Origin of the sequence: Gemmobacter serpentinus (assembly GCF_008973825.1) — a bacterium.
In the GTDB taxonomy this organism is placed as follows: Bacteria; Pseudomonadota; Alphaproteobacteria; order Rhodobacterales; family Rhodobacteraceae; genus Gemmobacter; species Gemmobacter serpentinus.
Window position 1 is genome coordinate 135,071 of the sequence record NZ_WCHR01000017.1, and the last position, 13,761, is coordinate 148,831.

The window sequence follows — 13,761 nt, forward strand, 5'->3', positions numbered from 1 at the left end:
ATCCATGCGGCTGACCGAGATCGAATATGGCACGGCACAGCCGGTTGAAAGCTACGGCCCCGGATTCTTCCGGATCGGGGGCCGTATCCTGCAGGGCGCGGTGATCGTCACGCCCTGGGATGCCGGTCCCTGGGGGGGCTTGGATGACATCGCGGCGCTGACCGGGCTTGCAGGCGAGATCGACGTGCTGTTCCTTGGCATGGGGCCAGAGATTGCCCATGCCCCCAAGGCGCTGCGTGATGCGCTGGAAGAACAGGGGATCGGGGTGGAGGTCATGGCATCCCCCGCCGCCTGCCGCACCTATAATGTCTTGCTCAGCGAAGGCCGCCGCGTGGCTTTGGCGTTGCTGCCCGTCTGATCGGACGTTTTCCGGCTGACCTGTTTTGACGATCAGGCTTCCATGCCCGGTTTTCCGCGCAGGGTTGCGGGATTTGCGGCCATGCCTGATGCCGATCAGGTGCTTGCCTGAGCGGCCAAGGCAGGCAGCTTGATCCGGCGCACCGCCCCGTCCGAAAGCACAAGATTGCGTGGCACCCTGTCGCAGCGCCGGGCTTTGCCATGACGCTGCGGATCGGCTAGGGAGGGGGCATGGAATTCGTCATCGAAGATCTGGCGGTGGCGCGCGGCGGCGTCTGCGTGCTGGAGGGGGTGCGCCTTGCGCTTTCCCCCGGTCAGGCCGTGATCCTGCGCGGCGCCAATGGCATCGGCAAGACGACACTTTTGCGCACCCTGGCGGGCCTGCAACCGGCGCTGCGCGGCACCATCACCGCGCCGCCCGAAAGCATCGCTTATGGCGCCCATGCCGACGGGCTGAAATCGGTGCTGACGGTGGAGGAAAATCTGGCCTTCTGGGCCGCGATCCATGGCACGAGCGGGATAGAGCCTGCCCTGGTGCGCATGAACCTTGCCGATCTGCGCGACCGGCGCGCGGCCAACCTGTCGGCCGGGCAGAAGCGGCGGCTGGGGCTTGCGCGGCTGCTGGTCTCGGGGCGGCCCTATTGGCTTTTGGATGAACCAACCGTCAGCCTTGATACCGCCTCGGTCGCGCTGTTCGCTGACGTGCTGCGCGATCATCTGGCGGCGGGCGGTGCGGCGCTGATCGCCACCCATATCGATCTGGGCTTGCCCGAGGCGCGCGTGCTGGACCTCAGCCCCTTCAAGGCCCGCGGCGGCGTGATCGCCAGCCGCGGCTTTGACGAGGCCTTTCTGTGATCGCGCTGCTGATCCGCGATCTGCGCCTCGCGCTGCGCGCTGGCGGCGGCTTTGGCCTTGGCCTTGCCTTCTTCCTGCTGGTCGCGGTGTTGGTGCCGCTTGGCGTCGGGCCCGAGGGCACCACGCTGGCGAAAATCGCCCCCGGCGTCTTGTGGGTCGGTGCGCTGCTGGCCTGCCTGCTCAGCCTGGATCGCATCTTCGCGCTGGATTTCGAGGATGGCACGCTTGATCTTCTGGCCACCGCCCCCATCCCGCTGGAAGGGGTGGTGGCGATCAAGGCCTTTGCGCATTGGCTGGTGACAGGGCTGCCGCTGGTGCTGGCTGCGCCCGTTTTGGGGGTGCTGCTGCATCTGCCGCAGGCAGGCTATGGCTGGCTGGTGCTGTCGCTGCTTTTGGGCACTCCCGGCCTCAGCGCCATCGGGGCCTTTGGTGCGGCGCTGACCGTGGGGTTGAAGCGCGGCGGCTTGCTGCTCAGCCTGCTGGTGCTGCCGCTTTATGTGCCGACCCTGATCTTCGGTGCCGAGGTGGTCAAGCGTGGTGCGGCCGGCATGGCGGTGGAGGTGCCGCTGCTGCTCTTGGCCGGGATCACGCTGGGGGCGCAAGCGGCGTTGCCCTTCGCATCCGCGCTTGCGTTGCGCATCAATCTGCGGTGAGGCTGTCTTGCCGTTGCAACCTGACTGGATCTAGCGAGGCCCGATGTCGATCTGGGAATATGCCAATCCGAAGAAATTCATCGAGACCGCAGGCCGCATCCTGCCGGTGCTGCTGCCGTTGGCTATGGGCTTTCTGCTGATCGGGCTGGTCTGGGGCTTTTTCTTCACGCCCGAGGATTACAAGCAGGGCGCGACCGTCAAGATCATGTTCCTGCATGTGCCCGCCGCGATGATGGCGATCAATGCCTGGGGCATGATGCTGGTGGCGTCGCTGATCTGGATCATCCGCCGCCACCATGTCAGCGCCCTGGCCGCGCGGGCGGCGGCCCCCGTGGGCCTGACCTTCACCCTGATCGCGCTGGTGACCGGCGCGCTCTGGGGCCAGCCGATGTGGGGCACCTGGTGGGAATGGGACCCGCGGCTGACCTCGTTCCTGATCCTGCTTCTGTTCTATCTGGGCTATATCGCGCTCTGGCAGGCGGTCGAAAATCCCGATACCGCCGCCGATCTGACCGGGCTTTTATGCGTGGTCGGATCGGTCTTTGCGCTGCTCAGCCGTTATGCGGTGAAGTTCTGGAATCAGGGGCTGCATCAGGACAGCACGATCCTGAAGGTCGGCGAAAAGGACCCGCTCGACCCGGCCTATTACTGGCCGCTGATCTTTTGCCTGATCGGGATCGTGCTGCTGTTTCTGGCGCTGGTCCTGATCGGCACCGTCACCGAAATTCGCCTGCGCCGCCTTGCGGTGATCGAGGCGCGCGAACGTCAGGAGGCATGATGCCCGAACTTGGAAAATACGCCTTCGCGGTACTGGCCTCTTATGGCGCGGGGCTGGCTTTGCTGGGGGCTGTGGTCGCGCTTGTCGTCTGGCGCTTTCGGCGCGCGAAAGCCGCCTTGATCGCGGCCGAGGCGCGGCTTGCCGCGAGGGCGGCCCAAGGTCATCACGGCCAAGCCAATGGGGGGCGCGCATGAAAGGCCGGGTTCTGTTCTTCCTGCCGCTGGCGATCATTGCGGTCTTCATGGGGGCGATCGCGCTGCCCAAGCTGTTGAACCTTGCGGGCAATCCCGGTGCCAATGAAGACCTGCCTTCGGTCTTTATCGGGCGGCAGGCGCCGGTCCTGCCGGACACCACGCTGCCGGGCCAGACCCAGTTGCGGGCCGAGGATCTGCGCAGCGGTCAGGTCACGGTGCTGAACTTCTGGGCCAGCTGGTGCCCGCCATGCCGGGCGGAGCATCCGGTTTTGAAGAAGATGGCGGCGGATGGCATCCGTGTGGCGGGCATCAACATGATGGATCGCGACGCCGATGCCACCAAATATCTGACCGAAGATGGCAATCCCTTTTTCGCCCTGGCCACCGACCCGCGCGGGCGCAATCGGGTGGAATGGGGGGTGACCAACCCGCCAGAGACCTTCATCATCGGCGGTGATGGCACGGTGCTGTTCAAGTTCATCGGCCCGCTGGTCGGCACCGACTATGAACGCCGCTTTGTGCCAGCCTTGCAAGAGGCACTGAAGCGGTGAGGGGGCAGCCGGTGTGCCCGGCCCGCTGCCCGCACGCAGGCCATAGCCCGCACACATGCCGGTGCCTGGCTTTGCATGGATGTGCTTCCTGAAGCGGATACCTGCTCTGGTGCGGATATCGGCCCTTGCGCTGATCTGGCACGGTCCGGCCGTGGCCGAGGATCAGGTGCCGCCCGCCGAGTATTTCACTGGCACCTATCAACGGGTGGGGCGCGATGGTGCGACGCCACCGGGCTTGGTCGATGATCTGGTGCGCATTGATCCCGGGGCCGCGGGGCTGGAATTGCGGGGCTGCGCTGCGGGTGCTGACGCGCCGGCGCAAAGGCTGGCCTTCGACGGCTGGGGCGAGGTGCCCAATCTGCTCAGCGGCGGCGCGCAGGATCCGAGCCTTTGGTGCCTTTACCACAATGATGGCAACAACTACCCGCTGCTGAATTGCGCGGCCCCGGACGGGCGGCGCTTCACCCTGTGGCCTGTGCCGGATATGGCCTGCGCCCGCTAAGCCCCTGCCAGCATGATCAGCAGCGGCAGGGCCAGCAGCCATTCCTGCCATGGAAGCGTTGTGGCCCATGCCCGCATGGGCGGCGGCGGCCCCCGAGGGCGCGCGGCAATCGGATGGATTTGGGATCGCATGATGCCTCCTGCCGATGTGGTTGGGGCAAGCATGGCGGGGTCGGGTAAAGAGTGGCCTAACAGATAAAATTGGGGGCTTCTTTGGAGGGGCGGCCTGCTGGCGGCCCGGGCTGGAACGAGCCGGGCGGTCCTGCTCGCGGCGCTGCCTGCGGGGGCACGGGCAGGCCTCGCTTCAGGAGGACGGCAATAGCAGCCTGACCGGACCTGCGGGCCGCAAGGACATGCGGGCTTGGTCGAAAACGGTGCCCAATTCACCGGCCTGCCTATCACTGGCCTGCCTGTCACGGGCAAGCCTATTCCGGGCCAGCCTGGCACGGCTGGGTCTGGCAAGGGTGGTCTGGCCCGGATCTGCCCGATGGAAAAAAGGCCGGGTTTCCCCGGCCTTTTGTGCGGCTCAGTTCTGCGCCAGATCGCGCAGAACGTAATGCAAGACGCCGCCATTCTCGACATATTCGATCTCGATGGCGGTATCGATCCGGCACTTGATTTGAATCGTGATCTCACGCCCATCCGCATAGCGGATGGTGCAGGGCACAAGGCTGAGCGGTTTCAGATCACCTGCAAGGCCATGGATCGACACGGTTTCATCGCCGGTCAGACCAAGCGTCTTGCGGTTTTCGCCGGGCTGGAACTCGAACGGGATCACACCCATGCCGACAAGGTTGGAACGGTGGATGCGCTCGAAACTTTCGGCGATCACCGCCTTGACGCCCAGTAGGGCGGTGCCCTTCGCGGCCCAGTCCCGCGACGATCCCGCGCCATATTCGACGCCGCCAAAGATCACCAGCGGGGTATCGCGCGCCTGCCATTCCATCGAGGCATCAAAGATCGAGGTCTGCGCGCCATCGGGGCCCTTGGTATAACCGCCCTCGACGCCGTCGAGCATCTCGTTCTTGATGCGGATATTGGCGAAGGTGCCACGCATCATCACCTCGTGATTGCCGCGCCGCGAGCCGTAGGAGTTGAAATCGCGCACCGCCACCTGCCGCTCGGTCAGGTATTTCCCGGCCGGGGTCGTCGCCTTGAACGAGCCCGCGGGCGAGATATGGTCGGTGGTGATCATGTCGCCCAGGATCGCCAGCACCCGCGCCCCCTCGATATCCGAGATCACGCCCTTGTCGCGCCCCATGCCCTGGAAATAGGGCGGGTTCTGGATGTAGGTCGAGGCGGGCGGCCAATCATAGGTCTCGGAATCGGTGATCTGCACCGCCTGCCACCTTTCGTCGCCCTTGAAGACATCGGCATATTTGGCCTGGAACATCTCGCGCGTCACCACGCGATCGACCATCTCGGCCACTTCCTGACTGCTGGGCCAGATATCCTTCAGGAAGACATCGCGCCCGTCGGGCGTCTGGCCGATCGGATCGCGGGTCAGGTTGACATTCAGATCGCCCGCAATGGCATAGGCCACGACAAGCGGCGGCGAGGCCAGGAAGTTCGCCCGCACATCCGGGGAAATCCGGCCCTCGAAATTGCGGTTGCCCGACAGCACGGCGGTTGCCACCAGATCATGGTCGTTGATCGCCTTGGAGATCGCAGGATCCCCCAGCGGCCCGGAATTGCCGATGCAGGTGGTGCAGCCATAGCCCACAAGGTTGAAGCCAAGCGCATCAAGGTCTTCCTGCAGGCCAGAGGCCGCCAGATATTCGCCCACGACCTGGCTTCCTGGCGCGAGCGAGGTCTTGACCCAGGGCTTGGCGGTCAGACCAAGCGCGCGCGCCTTGCGGGCCACCAGCCCGGCCCCCATCATGACATAGGGGTTGGAGGTATTGGTGCAGGAGGTGATGGCGGCAATCACCACCGAGCCATCGGTGAGGCTGTAATCCTTGCCATCGACCGCCACGACCTTGCGCACGTCGCGGGGCGGAGCGGTGACGGCGCCGCCCTCGTCACCCATGCTCAGCGCATCGGGGGATACATCGATGCCGCGATAATCGGCGACCACCTTGTAGAAGGTCCGCGCCGCATCGGTCAGCGGCAGATAATCCTGCGGGCGCTTGGGGCCAGAGATCGCCGGGACGATCTCGCCCATGTCGAGCGCCAGTGTCGAGGTATAGATCGGGCTGTAATCGGCCCCGCGCCAGAAACCGTTTTCCTTGGCATAGGCCTCGACCAGCGCGATCCGCGCCTCATCGCGGCCGGTCGCGCGCATATAGCGCAGGGTCTCGGCATCGATCGGGAAGAAGCCGCAGGTCGCGCCATATTCGGGGGCCATATTGGCGATGGTGGCACGATCGGCCAGCGGCAGGTGGTCGAGTCCTTCGCCGTAGAATTCGACGAATTTGTTCACCACGCCATGCTTGCGCAGCATCTGCACCACTTTCAGCACCAGATCGGTTGCCGTGGTGCCCTCGACCATCTTGCCGGTCAACTTGAAGCCCACAACCTCGGGAATCAGCATCGACACGGGCTGACCCAGCATCGCGGCCTCGGCCTCGATCCCGCCGACACCCCAACCCAGAACCGCCAGGCCGTTCACCATCGTGGTATGGCTGTCGGTGCCCACCAGCGTGTCGGGATAGGCCACCATCTCGCCATTCTGGTCGGTATCCGTCCAGACGGTCTGCGCCAGATATTCCAGATTGACCTGATGGCAGATGCCGGTGCCCGGCGGCACCACGCGGAAATTGTTGAAGGCCTTCTGGCCCCATTTCAGGAAGGTGTAACGCTCCAGATTGCGCTCATATTCCAGATCCACATTCATCTGGAAGGCGCGGGGCGTGCCAAATTCATCGATCATCACCGAATGGTCGATGACCAGATCGACCGGGTTCAGCGGGTTGATCTTTTGCGCATCGCCCCCAAGGCCAAGGATGCCATCGCGCATCGCGGCCAGGTCGACCACCGCAGGCACCCCGGTGAAATCCTGCATCAAGACACGGGCCGGACGATAGGCGATCTCGATCGGGTTCTGCCCGCCCTGCTTGCCCCAGTCGGAAAAGGCCCGGATGTCATCGACCGTGACGGTCTTGCCATCCTCGAAGCGGAGCATGTTTTCCAGCACCACCTTCAGCGAGGCGGGAAGCCGCGCGAACTCGCCCAAACCCGCGGCTTCTGCCGCCGGGATCGAATAATAGGCAACCGTCTGGCCACCTGCGGTCAATGTCTTGCGGGTTTTGCTGCTGTCGCGTCCGACGGTGACGGTCATCTGTCGCCTCCTGGCTTTGGCTCGGAAATTCTGACGTTGATGTCTGTGCTTGCGGGGATCCTTGAAGATTTGCCGCATCATGAGGCGCTGTGCAAGGAAATCCGCAGGGCTAATGTATGCAATAGTATGCCGAGTTTCCAGCCCCGTATTCGGCCTTTTGCGGGCATCTGGGCGGATGGGCGGTTTTGTGCGCCCCTGATCGCGGCACCTGGTGCAGTTCCTTGCCGCGACGGGTTGATCACGGGGGCGGGCTCGGGCTATCGCAAAACCTTGATTGGTTCGGGATTGGGTGAACGGTTAGAACGGGTTTGCAAAAGAGGGATCCAGCATGATGATGAAGCCTTTCGGCTTGGCCTGCCTTCTGTCTCTGTCTGGGGCTGCCATGGCCTCGGCGCAGACCGCAGCGGTCGAAAGCGCGCCTCAAGGTGGCGCAGCCCCGGCCGCCGAGACGGCAACGCCGCCGGTTCTTCTGGAACTTTACACCTCGCAGGGCTGTGTCTCTTGCCCCGCTGCTGATGCGCTTCTGGCGGAACTGGTCAAGGATCCGGCGCTGATCCCGCTCGCCCTGCATGTCGATTACTGGGATTACATCGGCTGGGCCGACAGCTTTGCCAGCCCGCAATTCACCGAACGCCAAAAGGCCTATGCCCGCGCGGCAGGTAGCCGGATGATCTATACGCCGCAAATGGTGGTGGCTGGTGGCGCAAGGGTGGAGGGCAACGACCCGCAAGCGGTGGCAGAGGCGATTGAGCAGGCAAAGGCCCTGCCGCAATCCGCCGGGCTGCAGCTGACGCGCGAGGGGGACGGGCTGCGCATCCAGGGCAAGCTGGCGCAGCCGGTCGCGCCGCTACGGGTGCAACTGGTGCGCTACAAACCCGAAGAAACGGTTGCGATTGCGCATGGCGAGAATGCCGGGCGCACCGTGACCTATCACAATATCGTCACCGATTGGCAGGTGCTGGCGGATTGGCCGGGCGAGCCGCCACTGGACATCCTGGTGCCGCAGGTGGGCGAGGGGCCGCTCGTCGTGCTGTTGCAGCGGGTGGCCGAGGGCAGCAGCGGCCCGGCCGAGATCGTGGCCGCAGCGCGGATCGACTGATCGCGCGGGCCTGTTGAGCCGCTGATGGGGCCGCCCGTCTGTCTGTTCGATCGCCTGTTTCACAGGTTTGTCGATCCGTCCACCTGTCCGGGCGTCAGATCTTCCAGCGTTTATGGATCCAGAACCACTGATCCATATGCTGGCGCACATGTGCCTCCAGATGGTCATTCAATGCCTGGGTCATCGCTTCGGCATTGCTATGTGGCAGAGGCGCATCGACCCAGATATCGAAATTCAGCCGGTCGGGCAGGCGTGTCGCATAGGCCGGGATCAGCAGCGCATTGTATTTCAAGGCAAGTTCCGAGGCAGAGAGCGCCGTCATGGCATCGCGGCCAAAGAACTTCATCGGCACACCCAGCTTCATATGCTGGTCCTGCACGATGCCCAACATGCCACCACTGCGCAGGAAACGGATCATCGCGCTCATGCCCTGACGCCCGCGCGGGAACAGCGGTTCACCGAAATAGGCCATGGCAGCGACGTAATGGGCGTTGAAATAGCGGTTCGACATTGGCCGATAAAGGCCACCGATGCGGAAGCCGCGTGCGGCCAGCGCCACGCGGCTGGCGTCGTAATTGCCGAAATGCCCGGTCACCAGCACGACGGGGCGACCCTCGGCCCGTGCCTGTTCCAAGGCCGCCAGACCTTCGCCCCGGATCGGGCTTGCGGCAACACGGGCACGAAATTCCTCGCCTGAATACATCTCGATGATGGTGCGGCCGACATTGTCGGGCACCGCACGGCACATGCGCGCGACCTCTGCCTGCGGCATATCGGGCATGACAAGCGCCAGATTGTTGCGGATGCGGCGGGTATATCCGGCCAGCGGCGCGATGACATAGGCGAAGACCTTGCCACAAAGCGGCACCCGCCAGCGATAGGGCAGCAGCAGCAGCGCGCCGATCAGCCCGCGCAATATGGCATTCTGAAGCCAATGGCCCAGCCGGAAAATCTGCTTGCTGTTCTCGGTCTCGGCCATGTCTCAGCTGGTGCCCTGCACCCTTGTTTCGCGGTGCCAGACATAGAGGCCAGCCCCCGCGATCACAAGGGCACCGACCGCCGTCCAGAGATCGGGCCATTCGTCGAAGATCAGGATGCCCCAGATCGTGGCGAACAGGATGCCGACATAGCCAAAGGGCGCGATGACCGAGGCCTCGGCCAAGGTGAAGGCGCGGATCAGGAAGAATTGCGCCAGCGACCCTATCGCGCCGATCACCAGGAAACCCCAAAGATCGCCGCTGGCAATCGGCTGATAGACCACCGGCATTGCGGCGCTGCTGACCAGCGTGCCGAACAGCGCCGAATAGATCAACGAGGTGGCCGGCGATTCCGTGGCACCCGCCTTGCGGGTGGCCAGCGCAAAACCGGCATAGCAGATGGCGCAGCAGAGCGGCAGCAGCGCGGCGGGCTGGAACACACCGGCACCGGGGCGGATGATGATCAGCGCACCGACCAGTGCGGCCAGCACCCCGGCCATGCGGCGCGGCCCGAAGCGTTCCCCCAGGAATACCGCGGCCCCCAGGGTGATCAGCACCGGGTTGATATCGGTGATCGCGGTCGCCTCTGCCAGACCGATCTGGCCAAGGCTGAGAAAGAAGAACGCCGTCGCGCCGAACTGGAAGATCGAGCGCAGGATTTGCAACCATGGGCGGCCGGTGCGCAGCACCTGAAACAGCCGGGGAAGGAAGACCAGCGCCACGATCACCGTCTGGCCCAGATAGCGCGCCCAGATCACCTGAAAGGCGGGGTAACCGCTCAGGATCAGGTATTTTGCCAGCGCGTCCATGCTGGTGAAGGTGGCGACGGCCGCAAGGATCATCAGGATGCCTTGCCCGGTCTGGTTCTGCGTCATCTCTGGCTTGATCTCCCGGCCTTGCGTGCCGGGCGGACCCTAGTGGGGGGCTTACGGAAGGGCAAGGCCAGGCTGAACCCCGGCAGAGAGGATCCGGGGCATCGCAGACACCCGAGGATTGGGCTTCATGCGCGGGTCGTCAGGCGTGTTGGGCGGCTTCATCTGCGCCAAGGTGGTTGGCGATAGGATCGGACGATGACAGGATGCGCCTTGCGCGCCGCTGCGCAGACCTGCCTTGCACTGTATGATGTCTTGGAGCAGCCCAAGTCTAGGTCTAGGTCTAGGTCTAGGTCTAGGTCTAGGTCTAGGTCTAGGTCTAGGTCTAGGTCTGGGTCTGGGTCTGGGTTCAGGTTCAGGTTCAGGTTCAGGTCATTCCTCCTCCTCGTTGCGGATAAGTGTCAGTTCGCCCGCCGTCTCCATCGCGCGGATCGCCAGAACCAGGCTGGATTGCGCGGCCTCTGCCTCGCGTTCGCGCACGGTGCCGCGTTCGGCGATCTCGTCGCGCAGGGCCTGGGCCATGCGTTGCGACAGATTGGCCAGGATGAATTCTGCCGCAGCCTCACGCTCGGCCACGCCGCCGGTTCCGGCAAGGGCGGTGACCAGTGTCGGTTGATCGACCGCGCGGGTCAGTTTCGGCACGTCGCGCGGGCTGAGACGGGCGGGCAGATGCACGAAGGTGAAGATCGCCTTGCGCACCTGTTCGGCAAAGCCTGCATCGGTTTCGTCCAATCCGCGCAGCACATCCTCGCGCGTGAGTTCGGGCGAGACATTGAGGATCGCACCCACCCGTTCCACCGGGCCGGTGTCAAAGGCGCGGGCGGGCTGGCTGTCGAACTGGGTCAGCAGGGACACGCCGATCCGGCGCACGGTATCGGGGGCGACCTGGGCAGTGCGCGACATGGCAAAGGCCACCCTTCGGGCCTTTTCGCCCGGCAATCCCCCCAGCAACGCGGCGGCCTTGCTGACCGGCAGTTTCGACAGAAGGATGGCCGCTACCTCGGTGCTTTCCTCCTCCAGCAGCGGGGCCAGCGCCTCGGCCGGTTGCGCGGTGATCCGGTCCCAGGGGTCGCGGTCAGGGCGGATGCCGACCAGCCGGCGCAGCCGTGAGGCGGTGCCATTGGAGATATGCCCATCCATCAGCGCCAGCGCGCCCTCCAGGCCACCGGGGAAGGACAGGCCGACCTGTTCCAATTCCGACAGGAATTCGGTCACCACCCCCTCCACCGTACCGCGATCCACCAGCCGCATCTCGCCGATCTGCTGGGCCAGTTCGGCCTGCATGGCATCGGGCAGCGATGACAGCGGCAGGGGCGATCCCTCGGCCAGCATCAGCCGGACGATGATCGCGGCCTTTTGCCGTCGCGTCAGCGTAATTGCGCCGGGCGGGCGCGGACGGGGCACAGCCACGGGGCCAGAAGGCTTCTGGACGGGCTGGATCTGGGTGAGGGCCTGCTGTGCCATGGCGTCTCCTGATTCCGGGTCAGGATCAGCCTAGACGGGCACGGGTTAACGCGGGCTTAGCTGCTGGCGGTTTCGCAGGCGCGCGTCTCGGGGTTCCATTGCAGCCCCTCGGCGCAGCTCAGCCGCGCTTCCTCATGGCCGGAACAGGCGGCGGCTGCGATGGAAGGGGCAAGCAGGGTCAGGGCGCAGAGGGCGAAGGCAGGGAAACGGCAGATCATGGCGGTCTTCCTTTCTTGCGATGCAGATTCTGATGCTACCCCGAATCATCCGGCATCCGCGCATGAAAAATGGGCGGCGCGCAGGCCGCCCTTGCAGGAATGTGCGGGGGGATGAGGTGCCCGCAAATCAGGCACCCCAAACTCAGGCGCCAAAGACGCGCTTGAAGATCGTATCCACATGTTTGGTGTGATAGCCGAGGTCGAATTTCTCTTCGATCTCGGCGGGGCTGAGGGCGGCGGTCACTTCCGCATCGGCCAAGAGCTCGGTCTTGAAATCGGCACCCTTTTCCCAGACCTTCATCGCATTGCGCTGCACAAGGCGATAGCTGTCTTCGCGCGAGACACCGGCTTGCGTCAGCGCCAGCAGCACGCGCTGCGACATGACCAGGCCTTTGAACTTGTTCATGTTGCGCAGCATGTTTTCCGGGTAGATCACCAGTTTCTCAATCACACCAGCCAGACGGTGCAGCGCGAAATCAAGGGTGATCGTGGTGTCGGGTCCAATCGCGCGCTCCACCGAGGAATGCGAGATGTCACGCTCGTGCCAGAGCGCCACATTCTCCAGCGCGGGCACCACCGACATGCGCACCAGACGGGCAAGGCCGGTCAGGTTCTCGGTCAGCACCGGGTTGCGCTTATGCGGCATCGCAGACGAGCCCTTCTGGCCGGGGCTGAAGAATTCTTCGGCCTCCAGCACCTCGGTGCGCTGCATGTGGCGGATCTCGATCGCGATGTTTTCAATGCTGGAGGCGATGACGCCAAGGGTGGCAAAGAACATGGCGTGGCGGTCGCGCGGGATGACTTGCGTCGAGACCGGCTCGGGTTCCAGCCCCAGTTTCTCGCAGACATATTCTTCCACGAAGGGGTCGATATTGGCGAAGGTGCCGACCGCGCCGGAAATCGCGCCAGTGCGGATTTCCTCGCGTGCGGCGACTAGACGGCGGCGGCCGCGATCCATCTCGGCGTAGAAGCGGGCGAAGGTCAGGCCCATCGTGGTCGGTTCGGCATGAATGCCATGGCTGCGGCCGATGCGGACGGTGTCCTTGTGTTCCAGCGCGCGGGTCTTCAGCGCGGCCAGAACCCGGTCCATGCCGACCAGCAGCAGGTCGGCAGCGCGCACGAGCTGAATGTTCAGCGTGGTGTCCAGCACATCCGAAGAGGTCATGCCCTGATGGACGAAGCGCGCCTCGTCATTGCCGATGATCTCGGCCAGATGGGTCAGGAAGGCGATGACGTCATGCTTGGTGACGGCCTCGATCTCGTCGATGCGGGCGACATCGAAAGTCACGTCGCGGGCCTTCCAGACGGCTTCGGCATTGGCCTTGGGGATCACGCCAAGCTGGGCCTGGGCGTCGCAGGCATGGGCCTCGATCTCGTACCAGATGCGGAAGCGGGTCTGCGGGTCCCAGATGGCAACCATGTCGGGGCGGGAATAGCGCGGGATCATCGGCGGGCCTTTCGCTGCGGCAAGGGAACTTGCCTGCCGCATAGACCCAAGCGCGCGCCGGTTCAAGGCGCGCAGGGCGGAAAGGCAGCTATGGCCGCGCAGAAAGGTCCAGGCGCGCAGGGCAGGGCGGTGCAGAACCGGGGAGGCGCAGGAGCGGGCGGCAGCGCCGCCCGCAGGTCCGCGCCCTTAAAGGCTGTTCTTGCCGCGGAACAATTGCCACTCCTCGACGGTAGAACCATCGGGCAGGTGGCAATAGCCTGCCTCGCCCGCCTGTTCCTTGCGGATTTCCAGCCGCCCGCCCAGTTCCGCGCAGTATTTCGAAGCCGGGTTCGACATGGAGGCCCATTGCCCGGGGGCCTGTTTCGCCGTGCCGCCACCACCACCACCACAGGCCGAAAGCATCAGGATCAGGGCAGGGATGGCAATGCGATACATCGGGAACTCCGGCTGATGAGCGGTTGATTGTTCCAAGATCGCCACGGTTTGGCAAGGGCATCTGGCATCTGTCGCGTCCT

At 64.5% G+C, this 13,761-nt stretch carries 16 protein-coding genes; 8 read left to right on the top strand and 8 right to left on the bottom strand.

Annotated elements, in window-relative coordinates; translation table 11 throughout:
- Positions 1-4 precede the first annotated feature (4 nt).
- The 7 genes from GBJ34_RS10865 to GBJ34_RS10895 all read left to right on the top strand — a co-directional run bounded on the left by GBJ34_RS10865 (position 5) and on the right by GBJ34_RS10895 (position 3,890).
- The gene (locus GBJ34_RS10865) at positions 5-358 is read left to right on the top strand and encodes an Mth938-like domain-containing protein (RefSeq protein WP_151719290.1); all 354 of its coding nucleotides are present in this window, start codon (positions 5-7) and stop codon (positions 356-358) included.
- A 230-nt stretch (positions 359-588) separates the two neighbouring features.
- Positions 589-1,212: a heme ABC exporter ATP-binding protein CcmA gene (ccmA, locus tag GBJ34_RS10870; protein WP_151719291.1), complete on the top strand. Its 624-nt coding sequence runs from the start codon at positions 589-591 to the stop codon at positions 1,210-1,212.
- Entirely contained in the window at positions 1,209-1,865 is a 657-nt protein-coding gene (ccmB, locus tag GBJ34_RS10875) for a heme exporter protein CcmB (protein WP_151719292.1), read from the top strand. The genes ccmA and ccmB overlap by 4 nt, the downstream gene beginning before the upstream one ends.
- A gap of 43 nt (positions 1,866-1,908) precedes the next feature.
- Entirely contained in the window at positions 1,909-2,643 is a 735-nt protein-coding gene (locus GBJ34_RS10880) for a heme ABC transporter permease (protein WP_151719293.1), read from the top strand.
- On the top strand, positions 2,643-2,837 hold the full coding sequence (gene ccmD, locus GBJ34_RS21215; RefSeq protein ID WP_404811424.1) for a heme exporter protein CcmD: 195 nt from the start codon (positions 2,643-2,645) through the stop codon (positions 2,835-2,837). Before GBJ34_RS10880 ends, ccmD begins: the two co-directional genes overlap by 1 nt.
- A complete protein-coding gene (locus GBJ34_RS10890) occupies positions 2,834-3,388 on the top strand; it encodes a DsbE family thiol:disulfide interchange protein (protein WP_151719295.1) in 555 nt (184 codons plus the stop codon). Before ccmD ends, GBJ34_RS10890 begins: the two co-directional genes overlap by 4 nt.
- 79 nt (positions 3,389-3,467) lie before the next feature.
- The gene (locus GBJ34_RS10895) at positions 3,468-3,890 is read left to right on the top strand and encodes a hypothetical protein (protein ID WP_192931192.1); all 423 of its coding nucleotides are present in this window, start codon (positions 3,468-3,470) and stop codon (positions 3,888-3,890) included.
- On the opposite strand, the gene GBJ34_RS21085 is transcribed toward GBJ34_RS10895, so the two are convergent.
- Together GBJ34_RS21085 and acnA are read right to left on the bottom strand one after the other, a co-directional pair.
- Positions 3,887-4,021: a hypothetical protein gene (locus GBJ34_RS21085; RefSeq protein ID WP_264177069.1), complete on the bottom strand. Its 135-nt coding sequence runs from the start codon at positions 4,019-4,021 to the stop codon at positions 3,887-3,889. The genes GBJ34_RS10895 and GBJ34_RS21085 overlap by 4 nt on opposite strands.
- A gap of 394 nt (positions 4,022-4,415) precedes the next feature.
- On the bottom strand, positions 4,416-7,169 hold the full coding sequence (acnA, locus tag GBJ34_RS10900; protein ID WP_151719297.1) for an aconitate hydratase AcnA: 2,754 nt from the start codon (positions 7,167-7,169) through the stop codon (positions 4,416-4,418).
- Positions 7,170-7,497: 328 nt separating this feature from the next.
- On the opposite strand from acnA, the gene GBJ34_RS10905 reads away from it, so the two are divergent.
- Positions 7,498-8,268 (top strand): DUF1223 domain-containing protein, encoded by a 771-nt coding sequence (locus tag GBJ34_RS10905; RefSeq protein WP_226341128.1) that lies wholly within the window; start codon positions 7,498-7,500, stop codon positions 8,266-8,268.
- Between the two features lie 94 nt (positions 8,269-8,362).
- On the opposite strand, the gene GBJ34_RS10910 is transcribed toward GBJ34_RS10905, so the two are convergent.
- The 6 genes from GBJ34_RS10910 to GBJ34_RS10935 all read right to left on the bottom strand — a co-directional run bounded on the left by GBJ34_RS10910 (position 8,363) and on the right by GBJ34_RS10935 (position 13,681).
- On the bottom strand, positions 8,363-9,247 hold the full coding sequence (locus GBJ34_RS10910) for a lysophospholipid acyltransferase family protein (protein ID WP_151719298.1): 885 nt from the start codon (positions 9,245-9,247) through the stop codon (positions 8,363-8,365).
- 3 nt (positions 9,248-9,250) lie between these two features.
- Positions 9,251-10,120: a DMT family transporter gene (locus GBJ34_RS10915; protein ID WP_151719299.1), complete on the bottom strand. Its 870-nt coding sequence runs from the start codon at positions 10,118-10,120 to the stop codon at positions 9,251-9,253.
- Positions 10,121-10,489: 369 nt separating this feature from the next.
- A complete protein-coding gene (locus GBJ34_RS10920) occupies positions 10,490-11,581 on the bottom strand; it encodes a flagellar motor switch protein FliG (RefSeq protein ID WP_151719300.1) in 1,092 nt (363 codons plus the stop codon).
- 56 nt (positions 11,582-11,637) lie between these two features.
- Complete coding sequence (locus GBJ34_RS10925) at positions 11,638-11,799, bottom strand: adenylosuccinate lyase (protein ID WP_151719301.1); 162 nt, start codon at positions 11,797-11,799, stop codon at positions 11,638-11,640.
- A 142-nt stretch (positions 11,800-11,941) separates the two neighbouring features.
- Positions 11,942-13,246: an adenylosuccinate lyase gene (gene purB, locus GBJ34_RS10930; RefSeq protein WP_151719302.1), complete on the bottom strand. Its 1,305-nt coding sequence runs from the start codon at positions 13,244-13,246 to the stop codon at positions 11,942-11,944.
- A 186-nt stretch (positions 13,247-13,432) separates the two neighbouring features.
- A complete protein-coding gene (locus GBJ34_RS10935) occupies positions 13,433-13,681 on the bottom strand; it encodes a putative hemolysin (RefSeq protein WP_151719303.1) in 249 nt (82 codons plus the stop codon).
- Positions 13,682-13,761: the final 80 nt, after the last annotated feature.

What these genes read in the sequence shown, in the direction of transcription:
- purB (WP_151719302.1), bottom strand. Translation starts at nt 13,246, where the DNA reads ATGATCCCGCGCTATTCCCGCCCCGACATGGTTGCCATCTGGGACCCG.
- GBJ34_RS10925 (WP_151719301.1), bottom strand. Translation starts at nt 11,799, where the DNA reads ATGATCTGCCGTTTCCCTGCCTTCGCCCTCTGCGCCCTGACCCTGCTT.
- ccmD (WP_404811424.1), top strand. Translation starts at nt 2,643, where the DNA reads ATGCCCGAACTTGGAAAATACGCCTTCGCGGTACTGGCCTCTTATGGC.
- GBJ34_RS10890 (WP_151719295.1), top strand. Translation starts at nt 2,834, where the DNA reads ATGAAAGGCCGGGTTCTGTTCTTCCTGCCGCTGGCGATCATTGCGGTC.
- GBJ34_RS10865 (WP_151719290.1), top strand. Translation starts at nt 5, where the DNA reads ATGCGGCTGACCGAGATCGAATATGGCACGGCACAGCCGGTTGAAAGC.
- acnA (WP_151719297.1), bottom strand. Translation starts at nt 7,169, where the DNA reads ATGACCGTCACCGTCGGACGCGACAGCAGCAAAACCCGCAAGACATTG.
- GBJ34_RS10880 (WP_151719293.1), top strand. Translation starts at nt 1,909, where the DNA reads ATGTCGATCTGGGAATATGCCAATCCGAAGAAATTCATCGAGACCGCA.
- GBJ34_RS10915 (WP_151719299.1), bottom strand. Translation starts at nt 10,120, where the DNA reads ATGACGCAGAACCAGACCGGGCAAGGCATCCTGATGATCCTTGCGGCC.
- GBJ34_RS10920 (WP_151719300.1), bottom strand. Translation starts at nt 11,581, where the DNA reads ATGGCACAGCAGGCCCTCACCCAGATCCAGCCCGTCCAGAAGCCTTCT.
- GBJ34_RS10910 (WP_151719298.1), bottom strand. Translation starts at nt 9,247, where the DNA reads ATGGCCGAGACCGAGAACAGCAAGCAGATTTTCCGGCTGGGCCATTGG.
- GBJ34_RS10905 (WP_226341128.1), top strand. Translation starts at nt 7,498, where the DNA reads ATGATGATGAAGCCTTTCGGCTTGGCCTGCCTTCTGTCTCTGTCTGGG.
- GBJ34_RS21085 (WP_264177069.1), bottom strand. Translation starts at nt 4,021, where the DNA reads ATGCGATCCCAAATCCATCCGATTGCCGCGCGCCCTCGGGGGCCGCCG.
- ccmA (WP_151719291.1), top strand. Translation starts at nt 589, where the DNA reads ATGGAATTCGTCATCGAAGATCTGGCGGTGGCGCGCGGCGGCGTCTGC.
- GBJ34_RS10935 (WP_151719303.1), bottom strand. Translation starts at nt 13,681, where the DNA reads ATGTATCGCATTGCCATCCCTGCCCTGATCCTGATGCTTTCGGCCTGT.
- GBJ34_RS10895 (WP_192931192.1), top strand. Translation starts at nt 3,468, where the DNA reads ATGTGCTTCCTGAAGCGGATACCTGCTCTGGTGCGGATATCGGCCCTT.